Origin of the sequence: Nonomuraea sp. NPDC049309, from assembly GCF_043196965.1 — a bacterium.
Lineage (GTDB): Bacteria > Actinomycetota > Actinomycetes > Streptosporangiales > Streptosporangiaceae > Nonomuraea > Nonomuraea fastidiosa.
The window spans coordinates 178,049-196,350 of the sequence record NZ_JBICSH010000002.1 but is presented as its reverse complement, the minus strand read 5'-3'; the positions used below and the strand labels follow the sequence as shown (position 1 = coordinate 196,350).

17 protein-coding genes are annotated in these 18,302 nt (G+C 71.5%); 9 read left to right on the top strand and 8 right to left on the bottom strand.

Translation table 11 applies throughout. The features are described from left to right. Positions 1–45: 45 nt before the first annotated feature. From ACGFIM_RS14700 to ACGFIM_RS14680, 5 genes are read left to right on the top strand one after another with little or no spacing between them, the layout of a single operon-like run. The gene (locus tag ACGFIM_RS14700; protein WP_393200164.1) at positions 46–1,860 is read left to right on the top strand and encodes an ABC transporter substrate-binding protein; all 1,815 of its coding nucleotides are present in this window, start codon (positions 46–48) and stop codon (positions 1,858–1,860) included. Further along, a complete protein-coding gene (locus ACGFIM_RS14695; protein ID WP_393200162.1) occupies positions 1,857–2,909 on the top strand; it encodes an ABC transporter permease in 1,053 nt (350 codons plus the stop codon). The genes ACGFIM_RS14700 and ACGFIM_RS14695 overlap by 4 nt, the downstream gene beginning before the upstream one ends. Further along, positions 2,906–3,787, top strand: a complete 882-nt coding sequence (locus ACGFIM_RS14690; RefSeq protein ID WP_393200160.1) for an ABC transporter permease — start codon at positions 2,906–2,908, stop codon at positions 3,785–3,787. Before ACGFIM_RS14695 ends, ACGFIM_RS14690 begins: the two co-directional genes overlap by 4 nt. After that, positions 3,784–4,761, top strand: a complete 978-nt coding sequence (locus tag ACGFIM_RS14685; protein ID WP_393200158.1) for an ABC transporter ATP-binding protein — start codon at positions 3,784–3,786, stop codon at positions 4,759–4,761. The genes ACGFIM_RS14690 and ACGFIM_RS14685 overlap by 4 nt, the downstream gene beginning before the upstream one ends. Next, positions 4,758–5,762 carry an ABC transporter ATP-binding protein gene (locus ACGFIM_RS14680; protein ID WP_393200156.1) on the top strand — a complete coding sequence of 335 codons (1,005 nt, stop codon included), beginning with the start codon at positions 4,758–4,760 and terminating at the stop codon, positions 5,760–5,762. Before ACGFIM_RS14685 ends, ACGFIM_RS14680 begins: the two co-directional genes overlap by 4 nt. A 52-nt stretch (positions 5,763–5,814) precedes the next feature. On the opposite strand, the gene ACGFIM_RS14675 is transcribed toward ACGFIM_RS14680, so the two are convergent. Together ACGFIM_RS14675 and ACGFIM_RS14670 are read right to left on the bottom strand one after the other, a co-directional pair. After that, positions 5,815–6,450, bottom strand: coding sequence for a maleylpyruvate isomerase N-terminal domain-containing protein (locus ACGFIM_RS14675; RefSeq protein ID WP_393200154.1), 636 nt, complete (start codon positions 6,448–6,450; stop codon positions 5,815–5,817). A gap of 99 nt (positions 6,451–6,549) precedes the next feature. Next, complete coding sequence (locus tag ACGFIM_RS14670; RefSeq protein ID WP_393200152.1) at positions 6,550–7,278, bottom strand: nucleotidyltransferase domain-containing protein; 729 nt, start codon at positions 7,276–7,278, stop codon at positions 6,550–6,552. Positions 7,279–7,288: 10 nt separating this feature from the next. On the opposite strand from ACGFIM_RS14670, the gene ACGFIM_RS14665 reads away from it, so the two are divergent. After that, on the top strand, positions 7,289–8,104 hold the full coding sequence (locus ACGFIM_RS14665; RefSeq protein ID WP_393200150.1) for an SDR family NAD(P)-dependent oxidoreductase: 816 nt from the start codon (positions 7,289–7,291) through the stop codon (positions 8,102–8,104). Here the strand turns inward: ACGFIM_RS14665 and ACGFIM_RS14660 are convergent. The 3 genes from ACGFIM_RS14660 to ACGFIM_RS14650 all read right to left on the bottom strand — a co-directional run bounded on the left by ACGFIM_RS14660 (position 8,091) and on the right by ACGFIM_RS14650 (position 9,744). Further along, positions 8,091–8,303 (bottom strand): hypothetical protein, encoded by a 213-nt coding sequence (locus ACGFIM_RS14660; protein WP_393200148.1) that lies wholly within the window; start codon positions 8,301–8,303, stop codon positions 8,091–8,093. The genes ACGFIM_RS14665 and ACGFIM_RS14660 overlap by 14 nt on opposite strands. Positions 8,304–8,426: 123 nt before the next feature. Next, positions 8,427–8,933 (bottom strand): hypothetical protein, encoded by a 507-nt coding sequence (locus ACGFIM_RS14655; RefSeq protein WP_393200146.1) that lies wholly within the window; start codon positions 8,931–8,933, stop codon positions 8,427–8,429. 172 nt (positions 8,934–9,105) lie between these two features. Beyond that, the gene (locus ACGFIM_RS14650; RefSeq protein WP_393200144.1) at positions 9,106–9,744 is read right to left on the bottom strand and encodes an HAD family hydrolase; all 639 of its coding nucleotides are present in this window, start codon (positions 9,742–9,744) and stop codon (positions 9,106–9,108) included. A gap of 95 nt (positions 9,745–9,839) precedes the next feature. Between ACGFIM_RS14650 and ACGFIM_RS14645 the strand changes: the two genes are divergently transcribed. Continuing rightward, entirely contained in the window at positions 9,840–11,642 is a 1,803-nt protein-coding gene (locus tag ACGFIM_RS14645) for an alkyl/aryl-sulfatase (protein WP_393200142.1), read from the top strand. A gap of 26 nt (positions 11,643–11,668) precedes the next feature. On the opposite strand, the gene ACGFIM_RS14640 is transcribed toward ACGFIM_RS14645, so the two are convergent. Then, positions 11,669–12,154 (bottom strand): hypothetical protein, encoded by a 486-nt coding sequence (locus ACGFIM_RS14640; RefSeq protein WP_393200140.1) that lies wholly within the window; start codon positions 12,152–12,154, stop codon positions 11,669–11,671. 4 nt (positions 12,155–12,158) lie between these two features. Next, the gene (locus ACGFIM_RS14635; RefSeq protein WP_393200138.1) at positions 12,159–13,592 is read right to left on the bottom strand and encodes a purine-cytosine permease family protein; all 1,434 of its coding nucleotides are present in this window, start codon (positions 13,590–13,592) and stop codon (positions 12,159–12,161) included. Positions 13,593–13,855: 263 nt separating this feature from the next. On the opposite strand from ACGFIM_RS14635, the gene ACGFIM_RS14630 reads away from it, so the two are divergent. Beyond that, positions 13,856–15,256: an MFS transporter gene (locus ACGFIM_RS14630; protein WP_393200136.1), complete on the top strand. Its 1,401-nt coding sequence runs from the start codon at positions 13,856–13,858 to the stop codon at positions 15,254–15,256. Positions 15,257–15,370: 114 nt separating this feature from the next. Then, on the top strand, positions 15,371–16,462 hold the full coding sequence (locus ACGFIM_RS14625) for a sensor histidine kinase (protein ID WP_393200134.1): 1,092 nt from the start codon (positions 15,371–15,373) through the stop codon (positions 16,460–16,462). Positions 16,463–16,496: 34 nt separating this feature from the next. Here the strand turns inward: ACGFIM_RS14625 and ACGFIM_RS14620 are convergent, their stop codons facing one another. Beyond that, a complete protein-coding gene (locus ACGFIM_RS14620) occupies positions 16,497–18,284 on the bottom strand; it encodes a bifunctional metallophosphatase/5'-nucleotidase (RefSeq protein ID WP_393200132.1) in 1,788 nt (595 codons plus the stop codon). Between the last annotated feature and the right edge of the window lie 18 nt (positions 18,285–18,302).

Below are 18,302 nucleotides of genomic sequence, written 5' to 3'. Positions count from 1 at the left end.
TGCCTTCTTCTACACAGAGAACCCCCGCCTGAAGGTGAGGCACGTATGAGGAAATGGTTCGCACGCCTGGCAGCGCTGGGCGTCGCGCTATTAGTGGCCGGTCAGGGCACGACGGCTGCCCTCGCACAGGAGCCCGCGGCGGGGAAGAAGATCATACGCGTCGGCGCGACGCAGTCGATGGACTCGATGAACCCGTTCCTCGCGGTCCGTCTGATCTCGACGTCGATCCACCGCTGGATGTACGGGTTCCTCACGGTCCCCGACTCCAAGACGCTCGCGCCGAGCCCTGACCTGGCCGAGTCGTGGAGCACGTCCGAGGACGGGCTCACCTGGACGTTCAAGATCCGCCAGGCGAAGTGGTCCGACGGCCAGCCGATCACGGCCGAGGACGCCGCCTGGACGTTCAACAAGATGATGACCGACGACGCCGCCAAGACCGCCAACGGTCCGGCGGTGGAGAACTTCGAGAGCGTCACCGCCAACGGCCAGGACCTGATCATCAAGCTCAAGGCGCCGCAGGCCAGCATGCTGGACAACCCGGTCCCGATCATGCCCAAGCATGTCTGGGAGAAGGTCACCGACATGGCCAACTACGACGCCGAGGTGTACCCGACGGTCAGCAGCGGCCCGTACTTCGCGGTCGAGCACAAGAAGGACCAGTACGTCAAGCTGCAGGCCAACCCGAACTACTGGCGCGGCAAGCCCAAGATCGACGAGCTGCAGGTCATCTTCTACGACAACCCGCAGGCCGCCATCGCGGGCCTGAAGAACGGCGACATCGACCTGCTCGGCCGGATGTCCCCGCCGGAGTTCGAGGCCATCCAGAACGACCCGAACATCGTCGCCTGGAACCAGCAGGGCCGCCGCTCGGCGTACCTGCAGATCAACCACGGCGCCACCACCAGCGACGGCAAGCCCGTCGGTGACGGCCACCCGGCGCTGAAGGACCAGAAGGTCCGCCAGGCGCTCCACTACGCCATCGACAAGCAGAAGCTGGTCGACGAGGTGCAGAACGGCCTGGCCAAGCCCGCCGACGGCTCGATCGTCCCGCCGATGTACCAGGACTTCTTCTGGGAGGCCACCGGCGACACCAAGGTCACCTATGACCCGGCCAAGGCCAACCAGATCCTCGACGACGCGGGCTACAAGAAGGGCCCCGACGGCATCCGTACGATGCCCGACGGCAAGCGCAAGCTGGAGTTCCGCTTCAGCATCCACACCGACACCCCGATCGAGGACAAGCTCGCCGAGTACCTGACGGGCTTCTTCAAGGAGATCGGCATCTCGCTGACCACCAAGAAGCTCGACTCCAGCAAGTTCACCGAGGAGACCGGCGTCACCGGCCTGTTCGACATCGCGATCAGCGGCTGGTCGGTCAACCCCGACCCGGAGGAGGTCCTCGCCACCCACCTGTGCAGCCGGCGGCCCAGCCCGACCGGTGAGGGCGGCGGCACCGAGTCCTTCTACTGCGACGAGACCTTCGAGAAGCTCTACAAGGAGCAGCAGAAGGAGCTCGACCGGGCCAAGCGCGCCGAGATCATCAAAAAGATGCAGGAGCGTCTCTACACCGACGCCCCGATCATCGCGATCTACTACACCAACGACCTTGAGGGTTACCGCAAGGACCGGATCGCCAGCATCACCCCGATCCCCGAGGACAACGGCATCCTCTACGGCGGCAGCAGCTACTGGCCGTTCTACACCGTGGAGGCCGTGGAGACGTCCGCGTCCGGCGCGAGCTCCGAAGGCGGCTCCAGCACCGGCGTCATCCTCGGAGTCGTGGGCGGTGTGGTGGTCATCGCCCTGGCGGGCTTCCTCCTGAGCAGGCGGCGCAAGAGCACCGCTGACGAACGCGAATGACGACACCGCTCGAAGCAGCAGAGCCCGCCGCCCAGGCGGCGGGCCCTGGTGACGAGCGCCCCACCCGCCGCGGCACGCTGCAGTACGCGCTGGCCAAGGCCGGTGGGGCGCTGTTCAGTATCGCCATGGTGATCGTCGGAACCTTCTTCGTGTTCCGGCTGCTCCCCGGCGACCCCGTACGCAACCTGGCCCAGGGCCGGAACATGACCCCGGCCCAGCTCGACCTCGAACGCCACCGGCTCGGCCTCGACAAGCCGCTCATCGAGCAGTTCTTCCAGTTCGTGGGCGACACGCTCAGGCTCGACCTCGGCACCTCCTACGAGTACAAGCGGCCGGTCATCGACCTCATCGGCGAGCGCATCGGCCCGACGCTGCTGCTCGCGGGGACCGGCCTGGTCATCGCGGTCAGCCTCGGCGTCTGGCAGGGCACCAGGGCCGGCTGGCGGCACGGCAGCGGCTTCGACAAGTTCTCCACCGGCCTGTCGCTGCTGCTGTGGTCGGTGCCGACGTTCTGGCTCGGCCTGCTGCTGATGATGGTCTTCGGCGTCGGCATCGGGCCGATCCCCGGGCTGTTCCCGTTCCGCGGCATCGAGAGCGTGGACGCGCCCGACGGGTTCGCGTACGTGCTGGACGTCGCCTCCCACATGGTGCTGCCCTGCCTGACGCTGGTCGCCGTGGTGTACGCCCAGTACCTGCTGATCATGCGCTCCTCGCTCCTTGAGGAGGTCGGCCAGGACTACGTCACCGTGGCCAGGGCCAAGGGCCTGCGCGACGACGACGTGCGCCGCAAGCACGCCGTGCCCAACGCGCTGCTGCCCACGGTCACGCTGGTGTTCATGCGCATCGGCTTCGTCGTCGGCGGCGCCGTCACCGTGGAGACCATCTACACCTGGCCGGGGCTCGGACAGCTGTTCTACGAGGCGGTCAGGGTGCCCGACTTCACGCTCATGCAGGGAACGTTCATGCTGATCACCGTCGCGGTCATCGTCATGAACACGCTGGCCGACGTGGTCTACCACGTGCTCGACCCGAGGGTGAGGTCCGCATGACGGCTGTCGCCACGGCCCGCAGGAAGCAGGCGCTGATCCGCTTCTGGGCCGGGTTCCGCACGCACCGCGGCGGCGTCGCCGGGCTGGCCGTCCTCGCGATCGCGGTCGTGCTCGCACTCATCGCGCCCTTGTTCATCGACGAGTCGGTCACCAGCGTCATCCAGAACACCGGGCAGCGGTGGGCCGCGCCGAGCCTGTCCGAGCCGTTCGGCACCGACGAGTCAGGCCGGTCCATCCTGCTCATGGTCTGGTGGGGCTCGCGCACCTCGCTGTTCATCGGGTTCCTCGCCGCGCTGCTCAGCATCGTGATCGGCCTGGTCGTCGGCATCACAGCGGGCCACTTCCGCGGCTGGGTCGGCGCCGCGCTCATGCGTGTCACCGACTGGTTCCTGGTGCTGCCCTCGCTGGTGACCGCGCTCGTCCTCGCCGCCATCCTCGGCGGCAGCACGTTCACGATCATCGCCGCGATCGGCATCACCACCTGGCCGTCCACCGCCCGGCTCATCCGGGCGCAGACGCTCGCCGTCGAGGCCAGGCCGTACATCGAGCGCTCCAAGGCGCTCGGCGCCGGACACTGGCACATCACCACCCGGCACGTGCTGCCGAACGTGGCGCCGCTGCTGCTGGCCAGCACCACCCTGGAGGTGGCCAGCGCCATCGTCACCGAGTCCACGCTGGCCTTCCTCGGCGTCAGCTCCAACCGCACCTCCTGGGGCACCATGCTCCGTGCCTCCTACGACTGGGGCGCCGCCACCCAGGGCGCCTGGTGGTACATCCTCATCCCCGGCCTTGCCATCCTCGTCGTGGTCATGGCGTTCACGCTGGTCGGAAGGGCCCTGGAGGCCGTGCTCAACCCGAGGCTGAGGAGGGCCGCATGAGCCTGCTCGAACTCGACGACGTGTCGGTCACCTACCGCATCGCCTCGGGTGAGGTGCCCGCCGTGCGCGGGGTGTCGCTGACGCTCGAGGCCGGTGCGGCGCTCGGCGTCGCCGGCGAGTCGGGATCCGGCAAGTCGACGCTGGCCATGGCGCTGCTGCGGCTGCTGCCCAAGGACGCGAAGATCGGCGGGCGCATCCTGCTCGACGGCGAGGACGTCCTCACCATGAAGTGGGGGCGCATGCGCGCCGTCCGCTGGGCCGAGGCGTCCATCGTCTTCCAGGGCGCCCAGCACGGGCTCAACCCCGTACGCAGGATCGGCGACCAGATCGCCGAGCCGCTGCTCGTGCACAACCTCGCCAAGCCCGACGCCGCCCGCGCACGCGTCGCCGAGCTGCTGGACGCGGTGGGCCTGCCCGCCTGGCGGGCCCGCAGCTACCCGCACGAGCTCTCCGGCGGCCAGCGGCAGCGCGTCATGATCGCGATGGCGCTGGCCTGCTCGCCGCGCCTGATCATCGCCGACGAGCCGACCACCGCGCTCGACGTGATGGTGCAGGCCCAGGTGCTCAGTCTGATCAAGGACCTGGTGGCCGAGCGCGGCATCTCGCTGATCATGATCTCGCACGACCTGTCGGTGCTCGCCGACGTCTGCGACCAGCTCGCGGTCATGTACGCGGGCCGCGTCGTCGAGCACGGCCCGTCCCACGAGGTGTTCCACGACGCCAAGCACCCCTACAGCCGGGCGCTGGCCGCGGCCTTCCCGACCGTCGGCGACCCGGCCTCGCGCATGGCGCCCAAGGGCCTGGGCGGCGACCCGCCCGACCCGATGGACCTGCCGAGCGGCTGCGCCTTCCACCCGCGCTGCCCGGTCGCGCGCGACACGTGCGCCGAGCTCGATGTGCGGCTGTGGCCGGCCGGTCCAGGACGTACGGCGGCGTGCGTGCACGCCAGGGTCGAGGAGGAGGTCGGCTCATGACCGAGACGAGCACCGCCGCCGAGCAGGTCGGCACGACAGGCGCCACCCTGCTGGAGGCCCGCGACCTGCACGTGGAGTTCGCCTCCAGGGGGCGCAGGGCCCGCGCCGTCGACGGCGTGAACCTGGCCATCGGGCAGGGCGAGATCGTCGCGCTCGTCGGCGAGTCCGGCTGCGGCAAGACCACGCTCGCCCGCACCCTGCTCGGCCTCGAACGCCCCACCTCCGGCGAGGTCCGCTACGACGGCGCGAGCCTCGGCTACACCACCAAGGCGCTGCGCGCCTACCGCAGGCAGGTGCAGCTCGTCCTGCAGGACCCGACGGGCTCGCTCAACCCCCGCCACACCGTGTACGAGGCCGTGGCGGAGGGCCCGCGCATCCACGACCTGCCCGGCGAGCGCGACATCGTCGCCACCGCCCTGTCGAGGGCCGGGCTGCGGCCGCCCGAGCGGTTCTTCCAGCGCTACCCGCACGAGCTGTCCGGCGGGCAGCGCCAGCGCGTGGTCATCGCGGGCGCGCTGGCGCTGAACCCGAAGGTGCTCATCGCCGACGAGCCGGTGGCCTCGCTGGACGCCTCCGTACGCGGCGAGATCCTGGCGCTGCTGCTCAGGCTGCGCGAGGAGCTGGGCCTGTCGGCCCTGGTCGTCACCCACGATCTCGGCCTGGCCTGGAACATCGCCGACCGGGTGGCCGTGATGTACCTCGGCAGGATCGTCGAGTCGGGGCCCGTCGAGCAGGTGCTGACCGCGCCGCGCCACCCGTACACGCAGGCGCTGCTGTCGGTGCTGCCCGAGTCGCCCGAGCGGATCGTGCTGACCGGCGAGCCGCCCGACCCGACCCGCATCCCCACGGGCTGCCGCTTCCACGCCCGCTGCCACGTGCTGGCGTCGGGCAAGGCGGAGGAGGCCGGGGTGGCCGAACGCTGCCGCACGCAGCTCCTGGACATCCTGCCCGCCGTGCCGGACGCCCAGGCGGCCTGCCACTACGCCGAGGCGGTCTCCTGATCGACCGGCCCGGGGCGGTTTCGCGGACGGGCCGGTTGACGGCGTAACGGGATCAGAAGGCGCTGATGGTCGCGGGGGCGCGCTCGGCGCGGCTCAGCGCGCGGATGACGGCCGTGGGGCCGTGGCGGTGGACGGCCAGCCGGGCCAGCAGCTCCACGACCGGGTCGATCACCGAGGACGGCAGCGCGGGCGTGTCCACGCCGACGCTCGCGGCCAGGTCGTCGCAGTGGACGACCAGCTCGACGAGCCGGGTCAGCAGGAAGTCGTCGAGCTTCAGCGACCAGCCGGCCGGGGTGATCACGACCCGGTCGGCCGGCTCGGACGCCAGCGCCGCGCGCTGCATGTCGAGCAGCGCCTGGCTGCGTTCGAGCAGCAGGGCGGGACCGGCGGCGGCCGCGGCCTCGCCGCCACGGCGGATGCTCAGGTTGCTCTCGTGGTCGAGCCCCGCCTGGACCCACGGCGACCGCATGTAGTGCTCAAGGAGCGAGATGGGCTCTTGGACGGGACCGTTCGGGGCCAGCGCGTCTCCGACCCTGACGAGCTGGTGCGCGAGGTGTCCCGCGAGGCCCGCGACGCTGAACTCCACCAGCGCGCTCGGCTTGTCCCATGACGCCGCCACGGCCGGGTGGCCGAGGAGCCTCACCGCCGACTCCGCCGCCAGCAGGTAGGACTGCCTGGTCTCGCCCATAGATCGCTCTCTCCCGGGGTCAGGTGGTTGCAGCGTTGACACACACCACTAACAACCGGCCGTCACATTGCCATCCCGGGGATCGGAGCAGCGTGCGGGTCAGGCCAGCGCGCGGCTGATGGCCGACCTGACGAACGCGCGGGCCAGCCGGCCCCTCCTGAACCGGCTGAGCACCGGCGGCTCGGCGCCGTAGCGGCGGGCGCGGATGTCGGCGATCAGCACGCCCGGCGCGCCCATCTCGTGCAGCACCTCAAGAGCCTCCCGCTTGGTGATGAGCCGGCCGTCCCGCAGCGTCACCGTGGCGCGGGCGACCGTCACCATGCCGTGGTCCACCCACACGTCCTGCAGCCAAGGCCGCCGGCCCTGCGCCCGGACGAGCCACACGTCGCGCAGATGGGAGCGGATGAAGCGGGCCAGCTCCTCGTCCGACACCGGAGGCAGCAGCTCGGACGGTGGTGGGCCGTACAGGACCTTGCCGCCCTCGTGCAGCTCGCGCCGGGTCACCGCCGTCACCGGCTGGCGGAAGATGCGCTGGTGCGCCCACGTGATGTGCTCGGCGCCGAGGTCGTCGAGCTCCTGCCTGGCCATGTACGAGCAGTGCAGCCGCTCCGCAAGAGGCAGGCGCAGCCGCCGATGCACCGCCTTGATCCGCCGCCAGTGCTCCATGGTCGGGGCGCCGTCGAGGACCGCGACCAGGTCGAGGTCGCTGTGTCCCGGCTGGTAGTCGCCGTCCGCGAGCGAGCCGTGGGCCCAGAGCGCGACCAGGGGAACGGCCGGCTCCACGCCCTCGAGAAAAACCTTCAGCAGGCGTTCCGTCGCTGCGTCCATGATGGCAACTATGATCGATACCCGGCTGTCTGGAAAGGTCGCGCTGATCACCGGCGCCAATCACGGCATCGGGGCGGCGATCGCCCGCGCGCTGGCGGCGGAGGGCGTCGCGGTCTTCCTGACGTACAAGCGGCTGCCGCCGCTCAACGACCCGGTCTACCCCGCGGCCTACGACCAGGCACGCTCCGCCGACGCCTCCGGCGTGGTGGCCCGCATCCGCGAGGCGGGCGGCACGGCGGAGGCGCTGGAGGCCGACCTCGCCGACCCCGAGACGCCCAAGACGCTGTTCGACGCGGCCGAGAAGGCGTTCGGCCCGGTGGAGATCCTCGTCAACAACGCCAGCGGCTGGCTCAGCGACACCTTCGCCGCCGCCGAGCGCGACTCCTTGGGCCGCCCGCTGCGCCGCGTGGACGCCGTGACCTACGAGCGGCAGTTCGCCATCGACGTACGCGCGCCCGCGCTGCTGATCTCGGAGTTCTCCCGCCGCCACCTGGAGCGGGGCGCCACCTGGGGCCGCATCATCGGCCTCACCTCGGGCGGCCCCGACGGCTTCCCCACCGAGGTCAGCTACGGCGCGGCGAAGGCGGCCCAGGAGAACTACACCATGTCGGCCGCCCGCGAGCTGGGCCGCCACGGCATCACGGCCAACATGGTCCACCCGCCCGTCACCGACACCGGCTGGATCAACGAGAAGGTCGCGAGCGCCCACGCGGCCGGCGGCGTGCTGCCCGAAGTGGCGCAGCCGGACGACGTGGCCGAGGTGATCACGTTCCTGGCCTCGCACCAGGGGCGCAGGGTGACGGGTCAGGTCATCAAGATGTACTGAACAGCGCGCTGACCGACTCGCCGTCGTGGATGCGGCGCATGGCCTCGGCGAGCGCGGGCGCGATCGACGGCACGGTCAGCTTGTCGCCGCCCTTGGCAGGGGGCGGCACGGTGTCGGTGCAGACGATCTCCTCGGCCTCGGGCAGCGCGCTCAGCCGCTCGAGCGCGCCGTCGGCGAACAGGCCGTGCGTGCAGGCCACGCGTACGCTGCTCGGCGCCCATGGCGACGCCGGTGCCGAGCAGGCGCGCGAACTGCGCGGCCTCCTTGGCGTTGCCGAGGTCGGGGGAGACGACGACGGAGGAGGGTGAGTCGCCGGGGCCGGTCAGGCGCTCCACACCTCGGCGTCGGCCAGGAACGCGGTGGCCGAGTCGGCGGCGACCGGCGTGCCGCCGATGGTCACGGTGCCGGTCTCGCACGGCATGAAGACGTTGGTGAGCAGATGGGGGCGGCCGCCGAGGTCGAACTCCGGGACGCGTACGGCCCGCCGCTCGCGGGGCGGCCCGGGGATCTCGACCGTCACGTCGGCGGCCGTGGCCCGCAGCCCTTCGTCCAGGTCGAGTTCCAGATCGACGGGGGCCTTCGTGAGCTCGGGCGCCGGCCAGGCCAGGCCCCGCACCTCGGGGAAGTGCCGGGTGAAGTCGCCGGCCAGCCACGCGCCCAGCTCAAGGTCCTCCGCGACGACCCTGGTCGTGCCGCGGTGCCACAGCACCAGGGCGTTGCCCTTGCCGCGTTCTGACCAGTCGACTCGCCACACGGACGCGAAGGCGACCCGCTCGCCGCCGAGGGACAGGGTGAGGCCGGGGTTGGCGCCGATCAGCCGGACGATCATGCCGATCACCCTATCCGCCCGCGTGGAGCCCACGCACGGGTCAGCGACGCAGTAGTGGGGTGGGGGTGCCGAGCGCACGCGCGGGTCGTGGCGCAGCGGTTGGGGGTGGGGCGTCGGGTGCAGGCGTGGGCTGGTGCGGTGGTGGGGGTGGGGGTGCCGAGCCACGTGCGGGTCAGCGCAGCAGTTCGGGGGTGAGGGCGTCGAGGGAGGGGAGGACGCGCCAGGCGAGGGCGAGCGCGTCGGGTGCGGGCGGGTAGCGCGGGTGCGGGACGGCGATCACGTGCATGCCGGCCGCGTACGCCGAGCGCAGCCCGTTGCTGGAGTCCTCGACCGCCACGCAGCCGCGCGGGTCGGCGCCCAGCCGCCGGGCCGCCTCCAGGTAGCCGTCGGGGGCGGGCTTGCCCCGCTCCACCTCCTCCGTGGACACGGTGGCCGCGAAGCACTCGGTCAGCCCGGCCGTGTCGAGCACGACGTCGATCAGCCGCCGCGGGGACGAGCTGGCCAGGCCCAGCGTGACGGTCTCCGACAGGCGGCGGACGGTCTCGACGGCCTTCGGCATGAGCGGCACGCCGTCGCGGTAGCGGGCGGCCATCTCGTCGATCACGCCGCGCGCGATCTCGTCGGGGGTCTGCTGGACGCCCAGCTCGTGGAGGTAGGACGCCCACTCGGCGGTGCTCATGCCCATGAGCCTGGTCTGCGTGTCGGGCTGCCAGGTGCCGCCATGGTCGGCGACGTACGCCCGCCGCACCTCCTCCCACACCGGCTCGGAGTCCACCAGCACACCGTCGAGATCGAAAACACAGGCTTCCACGCGCACCAGCCAATCACATCCCGGCTTGCCGGAGGTTCATCCTCTTTAGTCCATCTATTGAGCTATATGTCTGATCTATCGGGCATTCGGCTTCCATGGCAGACCTTCCGTTTCACGACCGTGGTGACTTCGAGGACGCCGACCGGGGCTTCATCGCCGCACTCACCCCCGGCGTCATCAAATCCGTGGACGGCGACGTCGTGTGGGACAACGACTCCTACGGTTTCCTCCAGGGAGACTGCCCGAGCACCGCCCACCCCGGCCTGTGGCGGCAGGGTGAGCTCTGCGCCCGCCAGGGCCTGTACGAGGTCACAGAAGGCATCTACCAGGTACGCGGTCTCGACCTGTCGAACATGACGCTGGCCGAGGGCGAGCGCGGCGTCGTCGTGATCGACCCCCTGCTGTCCACCGAGTGCGCCGCCGCCGCGCTCAAGCTGTACCGCGCCCACCGCGGCGACCGCCCGGTCACCGGCGTCGTCTACACCCACGCCCACGTGGACCACTTCGGCGGCGTGCGCGGGGTCACGGCCGGCGGCGTGCCGATCCTCGCGCCCGCGGGGTTCATGGAGCACGCCGTCACCGAGAACGTCTACGCGGGCCCCGCCATGGCCCGCCGCGCCGTCTACATGTACGGCCCCGCCCTGCCCCGCTCCCCGGAGGGCCAGATCGGCTCCGGCCTCGGCATGACGGTCTCCACCGGCACGATGTCGCTGATCCCGCCGACGCTGGAGATCGCGCGTACCGGCCAGGAGGAGGTCGTGGACGGCGTGCGGATGGTCTTCCAGCTCACGCCCGGCGCCGAGGCCCCCGCCGAGATGAACGTGCACTTCCCCGGGCACCGCGCACTCTGCCTGGCCGAGAACGCCACCCACAGCCAGCACAACATCCTGCCGCTGCGCGGCGCGATCGTCCGCGACGCGCGTGCCTGGGCCCGCTACCTCACCGAGGCCATCGCGCTCTTCCTCGACGACACCGACGTGGCCTTCGCCTCGCACCACTGGCCGACCTGGGGCCGCGAGCGCATCGAGCGCTTCCTCACCCAGCAGCGCGACATGTACGCCTACCTGCACGACCAGACGCTGCGCCTGATGAACAAGGGCCTGACGGCGGCCGAGATCGCCGAGGTGATGCAGTTCCCGCCCGAGCTGGAGCAGGCCTGGCACACGCACGGCTTCTACGGCAGCGTCAGCCACAACGTCAAAGCCGTCTATCAGCGCTATCTCGGCTGGTTCGACGGCAACCCCGCCCACCTGTGGGAGCACCCGCCGAAGGAGAGCGCGATCCGGTACGTCGAGTGCCTGGGCGGCGGCGCGGCCGTGGTCGCCTTCGCCCGCCGCTACATCGACGAGAACGACCTGCGCTTCGCCGCCCAGCTCCTCAACCACGCGGTCTTCGCCGACGAGGGCAACAAGGAGGCGCGCGACCTGCTCGCCGAGGTCTACACCCGGCTCGGCCACGGCGCGGAGAACGCCACCTGGCGCAACTGTTACCTCATGGGCGCGCTCGAACTGGCCGACGGCATCGTCCCCGCCGGGACGGACCGGCCGTCGCCCGACTTCTTCGCCGCGCTCACGCTGGAGCAGATCTTCGATTCGATCGCCATCAGGGTGGACGGCCCGCGCGCGTGGAACGAGCGGCTCACCATCGACTGGCACCTGACCGACCTGGGGTTGCGGCACCGTACGACGCTGTCGAACGGCGTGCTCGTCCAGCAGCCCGACCCGCGCGACGACGACGCGGCCGACCTGACCCTGCGGCTGACCCGCGCCCAGCTCATCGGCCTGCTGTCGGGCAGGGGCGTGGAGGGCATCGAACGCGAGGGCGACATCGACGCGCTGCGCCGGCTGGTCTCCGTGCTCGACCATCCGGTGCCGGACTTCGCGATCGTGACGGCCTGACACCCGGTGGTCCCCCGATGACCGGCCTAGCGCCCGTCCGGCCCGGTCTCGCGCTCGCTCAGCTCGGCGCCGAGCGCCTTGCAGGCGAGCGCGAGCAGCGTCACGACGGACGCCGCCACCCACGGCCCGACCAGCAGCGGCAGCGTCAGCTCGCCGGCGTGCCAGGCGGCGGCGAGCACCGCCGCCGAGGTCAGCGCCGACACGCCGAACATGGCCGCCCACAGCGGCAGCACGTGCAGGTACGCGAACAGCAGCGGAAACGCCGGCCACACGAACGCGGGCGCCGCCCAGGCGAGCACCGCCCACCCCGCGGTCACCAGCATCAGCCACGCCGCCCCGCCGGGGCCGGGGGCGGCGGGCGCGGCGGCGTACAGCAGGCCGAGCAGCACCCCGCCCGACGCGACCGCGGGCCGCTCCTCCTGCCAGGTGCCGGCGACGGCGACCGCCAGCACGCCGAGCCCCGTTGCGCGCACCGTCCAGCTCAACAGCCGGTACGGAAGGTCAGAAGTCACGCACTCAGCGTAACTCCAGGGCTCGGCTGCGCACGTGGGTGCGCAGGCGAGGCACCGACGAGAGCGCGAAGTAGAGGATCCCGGCCAGCACCAGCGCGATCACGACCCCGATGTTCGCCGATCCGAACGTGCCGCCCTCGAGCTCGTCGCTCATGAGGAACCCGACGACGTTCGCGATGTAGGGGTCGGCCGAGGTGATCAGCCCGATCCCGGTGAAGGACGCGATGACCAGCGACAGCAGCCCCGCCCAGTTGAGCGCGGGCGCGCCGGCCCGCAGCAGCCGCTCGTCGTACGAACGGCCGCCGCCGCGCAGCCGCCACATGTCGACCAGGAAGATCGCCGCCCACGAGGCCATGACCACGCCCACGATGGCGAGGAACGCCTGGAAGGTGGCCAGGAAGCTGGTGGAGACGAACAGCAGGTAGTAGCCGCCGAGCACCATGAGCAGCCCGTCGATGAGCACCGCCCAGTGCCGCCTGATGGGCACGCCGAGCGCCAGCATCGACAGGCCGGACGAGTAGATGTCCATGATCGCCCCGGCCAGGAAGCCGCCGATCGCGGTCAGCAGGTACGGCAGCAGGAACCAGGTCGGCAGCGCCGCCGCGAGCGCCGCCACCGGGTTGGCCCCCGCCTCCTCGGCCAGTTGCGGGTCACCGCCGGCCAGCAGCACGCCGAACACCAGCAGCACCATCGGCGGCAGCGCGCCCCCGAGCGTCGTCCACAGGGTGACCGCGCGCGGGGAGGAGGTGGCGGGCAGATAGCGGGAGTAGTCGGCGCCGCAGTTGACCCAGCCGAGGCCGAGCAGCGTCATGGCGAAGATGACGCCGCCGACCCAGCCGCCCGGGCCCGCCGTGGTCTCCAGCGAGACGCCGAGGTTGGGGGCCATGAGCACCATGTAGACGACGGTGAGCACGACGAACACGTACGTGAGGTAGCGCTGCACCACCATGATCATCGCGTGGCCGTACACGCCGACCGCGATCACCACGAGCGCGGCGACGGCGAAGCAGGCGGCGGTGGTGGTCGTGGTGGAGACGCCGGGCGCGAGGCGGCCGATGATCTCGGCGCCGCTCTGCGCGGAGAGCGTGACCAGCACGATCTCCCAGCCGACGTTCGAGATGTAGGAGAACAGGGTGGGCAGCTTGTTGCCGTGGTAGCCGAACGGCGCCCGCCCGAGCGTCATCGTCGGCACGCCCGAACGCGCACCGCCCACCGCGACCAGCCCGACCAGCAGGAACGACAGCACGTACCCCACCGCGCCGGTGATGATCGCGGGTACCACGCCGAGCTGCAGGCCCACGATGTAGACGCCGAACGCCACTCCGAACAGCGACAGGTTCGAGCCCGCCCAGGGCCAGAACAGGTCGCGCGGCCGGCCGCGCCGCTCGTTCTCCGGAACGGCGTTGATGCCGTTCTGCTCGACCGCCATCGTGCTCATGATCGGACGGTACTCGCGGGGAGGCGGTATGGGCAAAGATAAATCGAGTTGAGCGATATCTCCGGATCTCCAGGGGAATCATTCAGCTCGGCCCGGCGGGAAACCCGCCGCGCGCCCGAGGGGCACCGCTCCGCAGGGGGTGTTCGGTCCGGCGGAGGAAGGCCGGTGCCGCCGAGGGATGGCGCTCCGAGGGGGCGGTCGATCCGGCGGCAGGAGGCCGGCGGAGCCGGTCCGGTGGGGGTGGTGAGCGTGCGGCGGAGGAGGTGATCGGCGCGTTCGGCTCCGACGTGCGACGGCGCGCCCTTGCCGTATGCCTGACCTCCGCGTTCATGACGGGGCTCGACGTGAGCATCGTCAACGTGGCGCTGCCGTCGATCCGCGAGGCCCTGGACGCCGGCGACGACGCGCTGCAGTGGACGGTCTCCGGCTACGCGCTCACGTTCGGCCTGCTCCTCATCCCCGCGGGGCGGCTCGGCGACGCGCGGAGCCGCCGCACGGTCTTCCTGTGGGGCGTCGCGCTGTTCACGCTCTCCAGCGCCTGCTGCGGGCTCGCCTGGCAGATGCCCGTGCTCATCGTGGCGCGGCTCGTGCAGGGCCTCGCGGCCGGCCTGCTGAACCCGCAGGTGTCCGGGCTGATCCAGCAGATGTTCCAGGGCGCGGAGCGCGGCCGGGCCTTCGGCGCGCTCGGGGCCACCATCGGCCTCTCCACGGCCGCGGGGCCGCTCATCGGCGGCGCGCTGGTGACCGCCTTCGAGCCGGATCTGGGCTGGCGGTGGGTGTTCCTGGTCAACGTGCCGATCGGGATCGCACTGCTGCCGCTGGCCGGGCGGGTGCTGCCGCGCCCCGAGCCCGCCCGCCGGCGGCGCGAGAGCATGGACCCGGTCGGCGTGCTGCTGCTCGGGCTCGGCGTGGCGGGCCTGCTGGTGCCCGCGATCCAACGGCACCGGTGGGAGGCGCCCGTCACGTGGCCGCTCGTGGTGGCCGCGCTGGTCCTGCTCGCCGCGTTCGTGGCCTGGGAGCGCCGCTACCCCCGCGAGCCGCTCGTGGACCTGTCGCTGTTCCGCAAGCGGTCGTACCGGCTGGGCACGGCCATCGCGCTGTTCTACTTCGCCGGGTTCACGGGCATCTTCTTCATCTTCACCCTCTACCTCCAGGCCGGACATGGCTACAGCCCGCTGCTGGCCGGGCTGTCGATCACGCCGTTCGCGCTGGGCTCGGCGTCGGCCGCCGTGCTCGGCGGTCACCTCGTCTCCCGGATGGGGCGGCGGGTGGTGGCCGCCGGGCTGTGCATGGTGATCGCCGGGCTGCTCGCCACCATGGTCGCCGTGACGCTCGTCCCCGGGCCGCGCACCGGCCTTGCGACCGCGCTGCCGCTGCTGCTCGCGGGGCTGGGCAGCGGCCTGACCATCTCGCCCAACCAGGCCGTCACGCTGTCGGAGGTGCCGGTGGCGGGCGGCGGCAGCGCCGCCGGGGTGCTGCAGACCGGGCAGCGGCTCGGCTCGGCCATCGGCATCGCGGCGGCGGGCTCCACCTTCTTCGGCTCGCTCGGCGACGGCTGGGCCACGGCGTTCCGCCACGGCCTGATCGTGGTGGCGTCGTCGGTCGGCATCGCGCTGCTGGCGGCGCTGCTCGACCTGATCGGCGCCGGCAGAAACGCTCACTGACGGTATTCGCCGGAGATGCCGGATCTCGGCATCCGTGCAGATGAGACCCCAGGTTAGAGAGAACGTCAACGGAGGGTAAAGTCACCGACAGTGAACGTGGAGGGGTGGGATGGGATGGCGGTTCGGCTGGTTCCGCTGATTCCGCGCTCGATCCGGATGGGCGCGTTCTCGGTACGGCTGCCGCCGCGCTCGATCCGGGCGCGGCTGACCACGGTGGCGGCGCTCGTCGCGGCCGCCGCCTTCACCGCAGGGGCCATGCTGGCGCTCGCCGCCGTTCCCGGCCCGGTCGCCGGGGAGCGCAGGGCGCTGCTGTGGGCGGCCCTGGCCCTGCCGTTCGTGCTGCCCGCCGCCGGATGGGTCACCTGGAGCGCCGCCAGGTCCGCGCTGCGCCCGATCGAGCGCATCCGCGCCGAGCTGGCCGAGATCACCGGGAAGGACCTGAGCCGGCGGGTGACCGTACCGGATGGATGTGACGAGATCGCCGGGCTGGCGATCACCACCAACCACACGCTCGACCGGCTCGAACGCTCCGCCGAGACCCAGCGCCGCTTCGTCGCCGACGCCTCCCACGAGCTGCGCAGCCCCATCTCCGCGCTGCGCGCGCAGCTGGAGGTGGCCTGCAGCCACCCCGCCGAGACCGACTGGGCGCTCGCCTCCGCCCGCGCCCTGGCCGCCGCCGACCGGCTGACCTGCCTCATCGACGAGCTGCTCATGCTGGCCAGGCTCGACGCGGGCGCGGCCACGCTCCGGCGCGTGGTGGACATGTGCGCGCTCGCCGAGGAGCAGGCACGCCGCCGCGAGGGCGCCAGAGTGCCCGTCCACCTGCGGCTCGGCGGTCCCGCCCCGGTGCTCGGCTCGCCGGTGCAGCTCGACCGCCTGCTGACCAACCTGCTCGACAACGCCACCAGGCACGCCGCCACCCGCATCGACCTGTCCGTGGCCGTACGCGGAAGCGAGGTGGTGGTGACCGTGACCGACGACGGCGACGGCATCCCGCCGCAGGACAGGGAGCGGGTCTTCGAGCGGTTCACCCGGCTGGAGAGCGCGCGGGCCAAGGACGGCGGCGGCAGCGGGCTCGGCCTGCCGCTGTCCAGGGAGATCGCCGTGGCGCACGGCGGCTCGCTGATCGCCGCCGACCACCGTTCTGGGGCGCGGCTCGTCGCCGTCCTGCCCCTGCACGCGGGCCCGCCCGCTGAGACGGGCTGACGTGGGCTCGGGACGGGCCCGCGCTTGATCCCCGCTAGGGGACCACGGTGATGCGGTCGGTGGCAGGAGGCGCGATCGGGCTGTTCTGGCCGAGATAGTCGACGAAGGCGTCGATGTCCAGCGGCCCGCTCCACAGGTCCGTGCCCTCGGTGAAGCCGAGGAACGCGTCGCCGCCGCCCACGAGGAAGTTGTTCGCGGCGACCCGGATCGTCTGCGTGTCCGTCACCGGCCGGCCGTCGATCTTCATGTCCGACACCTTCGAGCCCCACGGGGCGCTCTGGCTGTAGGTGTAGGTGAAGTTCGACGACGGCTGCAGGATCTTGGTGAACGCCTGGTCGTTGGGCCCGCCGGTGAACTGCTGCTCCAGGATCGTCTTGAGCTGCGCGCCGGTGAGCGTGACGACCTGCATGAGGTTGTTGAACGGCTGCACGGTGAACGCCTCGCCGTACGTCACCACGCCGTCGCCCTCGCCGGCCTCCGAGCTCGCGTACGACAGCGGCGCCCGCACGCCGCCCGGGTTCATCAGCGCGATCTCGGCGTTGCCGCCCTCCCGGGTGGCGGCGAGCTGGGCGTCGGCGATGAGGTTGCCGAGCGGCGTCTCACCGGACGGCGCCTCGGTGTTCGGGATGTCGGCGGTGATCGTGCCGACCTGCCGGTTCGCGACCGGGGCCACCCGGTCCTTCCACGTCTGCACGAACGCGGAGATCTCCGGGTCCGGCGTCACCGTACGCGTCACCACGTGGTTGTCGGCCACGACGGAGGCGCGGTCGATGTCGCGCGTCCGCACGTCCACCTTCATGTCGACCTGCGTGATGACCCGCCCGAACGAGCCGCCCTGCGAGAAGAGCCGGTCCTTGCCCGCCGGGTCCTTGACCTTGCACACGTACGCCTGGTGGGAGTGGCCGCTGAGCACGATGTCGATCTCGGGGTCCACCTGGGTGGCGATGCGGCTGCCCGCGCCGGGGGTCGCGCTGCAGGCGTCCGGCGACTGGTCGGCCTCCGCCTGGTCGCCCTCGTGCACCAGCACGACCTGGGCCTTCACGCCGACCAGTTTGAGCAGCTTGGAGGCGACGTTCGCGGCCTTGACCTCGTCCACGAACTTGAGGTCCTTGACGCCCTCGGTCGTGACGATGTTCGGAGTGGTCTGCGTGACGAGGCCGATGAAGCCGATCGGCACGCCGTTCATGATCTTGATGCTGACCGGTGGCAGCGCGGGCACGCCCCAGTCGGACAGGAGCTTCTTGATCTTGGGGTTGTTCGCGCCGCCGAGCGCGGCCAGCGCGTCGGTCTTCTCGTACCGGTTCTTGAACAGCACGTTCGCGCCGACGTAGTCGTACGAGGCGCCCTTCCACTTGCCCGCGGGCGAGCAGCCGTCCACCGGGTGGCAGCCGCCCTTCATGATGCGGCGCAGCTCCTGGTAGCCCTCGTCGAACTCGTGGTTGCCGACCGCGGCCACCTTGAGCCCGAGCTTGCCCATGAACTCGACCGACGGCTCGTCGTGGTACGCGGCCGAGATCAGCGGCGTCGCCCCGATGAGGTCGCCCTGGGCGACGGCGATCGTGTTCTTGTCGCGCAGGGCCTTCATGTGGGTGGCGATGTAGGCCGCGCCGCCGGCCTCGACCGTGTTGCCCTGCTCGTCCACCATGCGCCCGGAGGAGCCGGTCGGGGGTTCGAGGTTGCCGTGGAAGTCGTTCAGCGCCAGGAGGCGGACGGGGACCGTCCTGGGCGCCTTGCCGGCGTTCGCCGGGATCGCGGTGGTGAGCACCGCGCCCGAGGCGAGCGCTCCGGCGAGCGCCAGCCGGAGGAGAGAACCAGACGTCATGGCCTAAGACGTTACGGC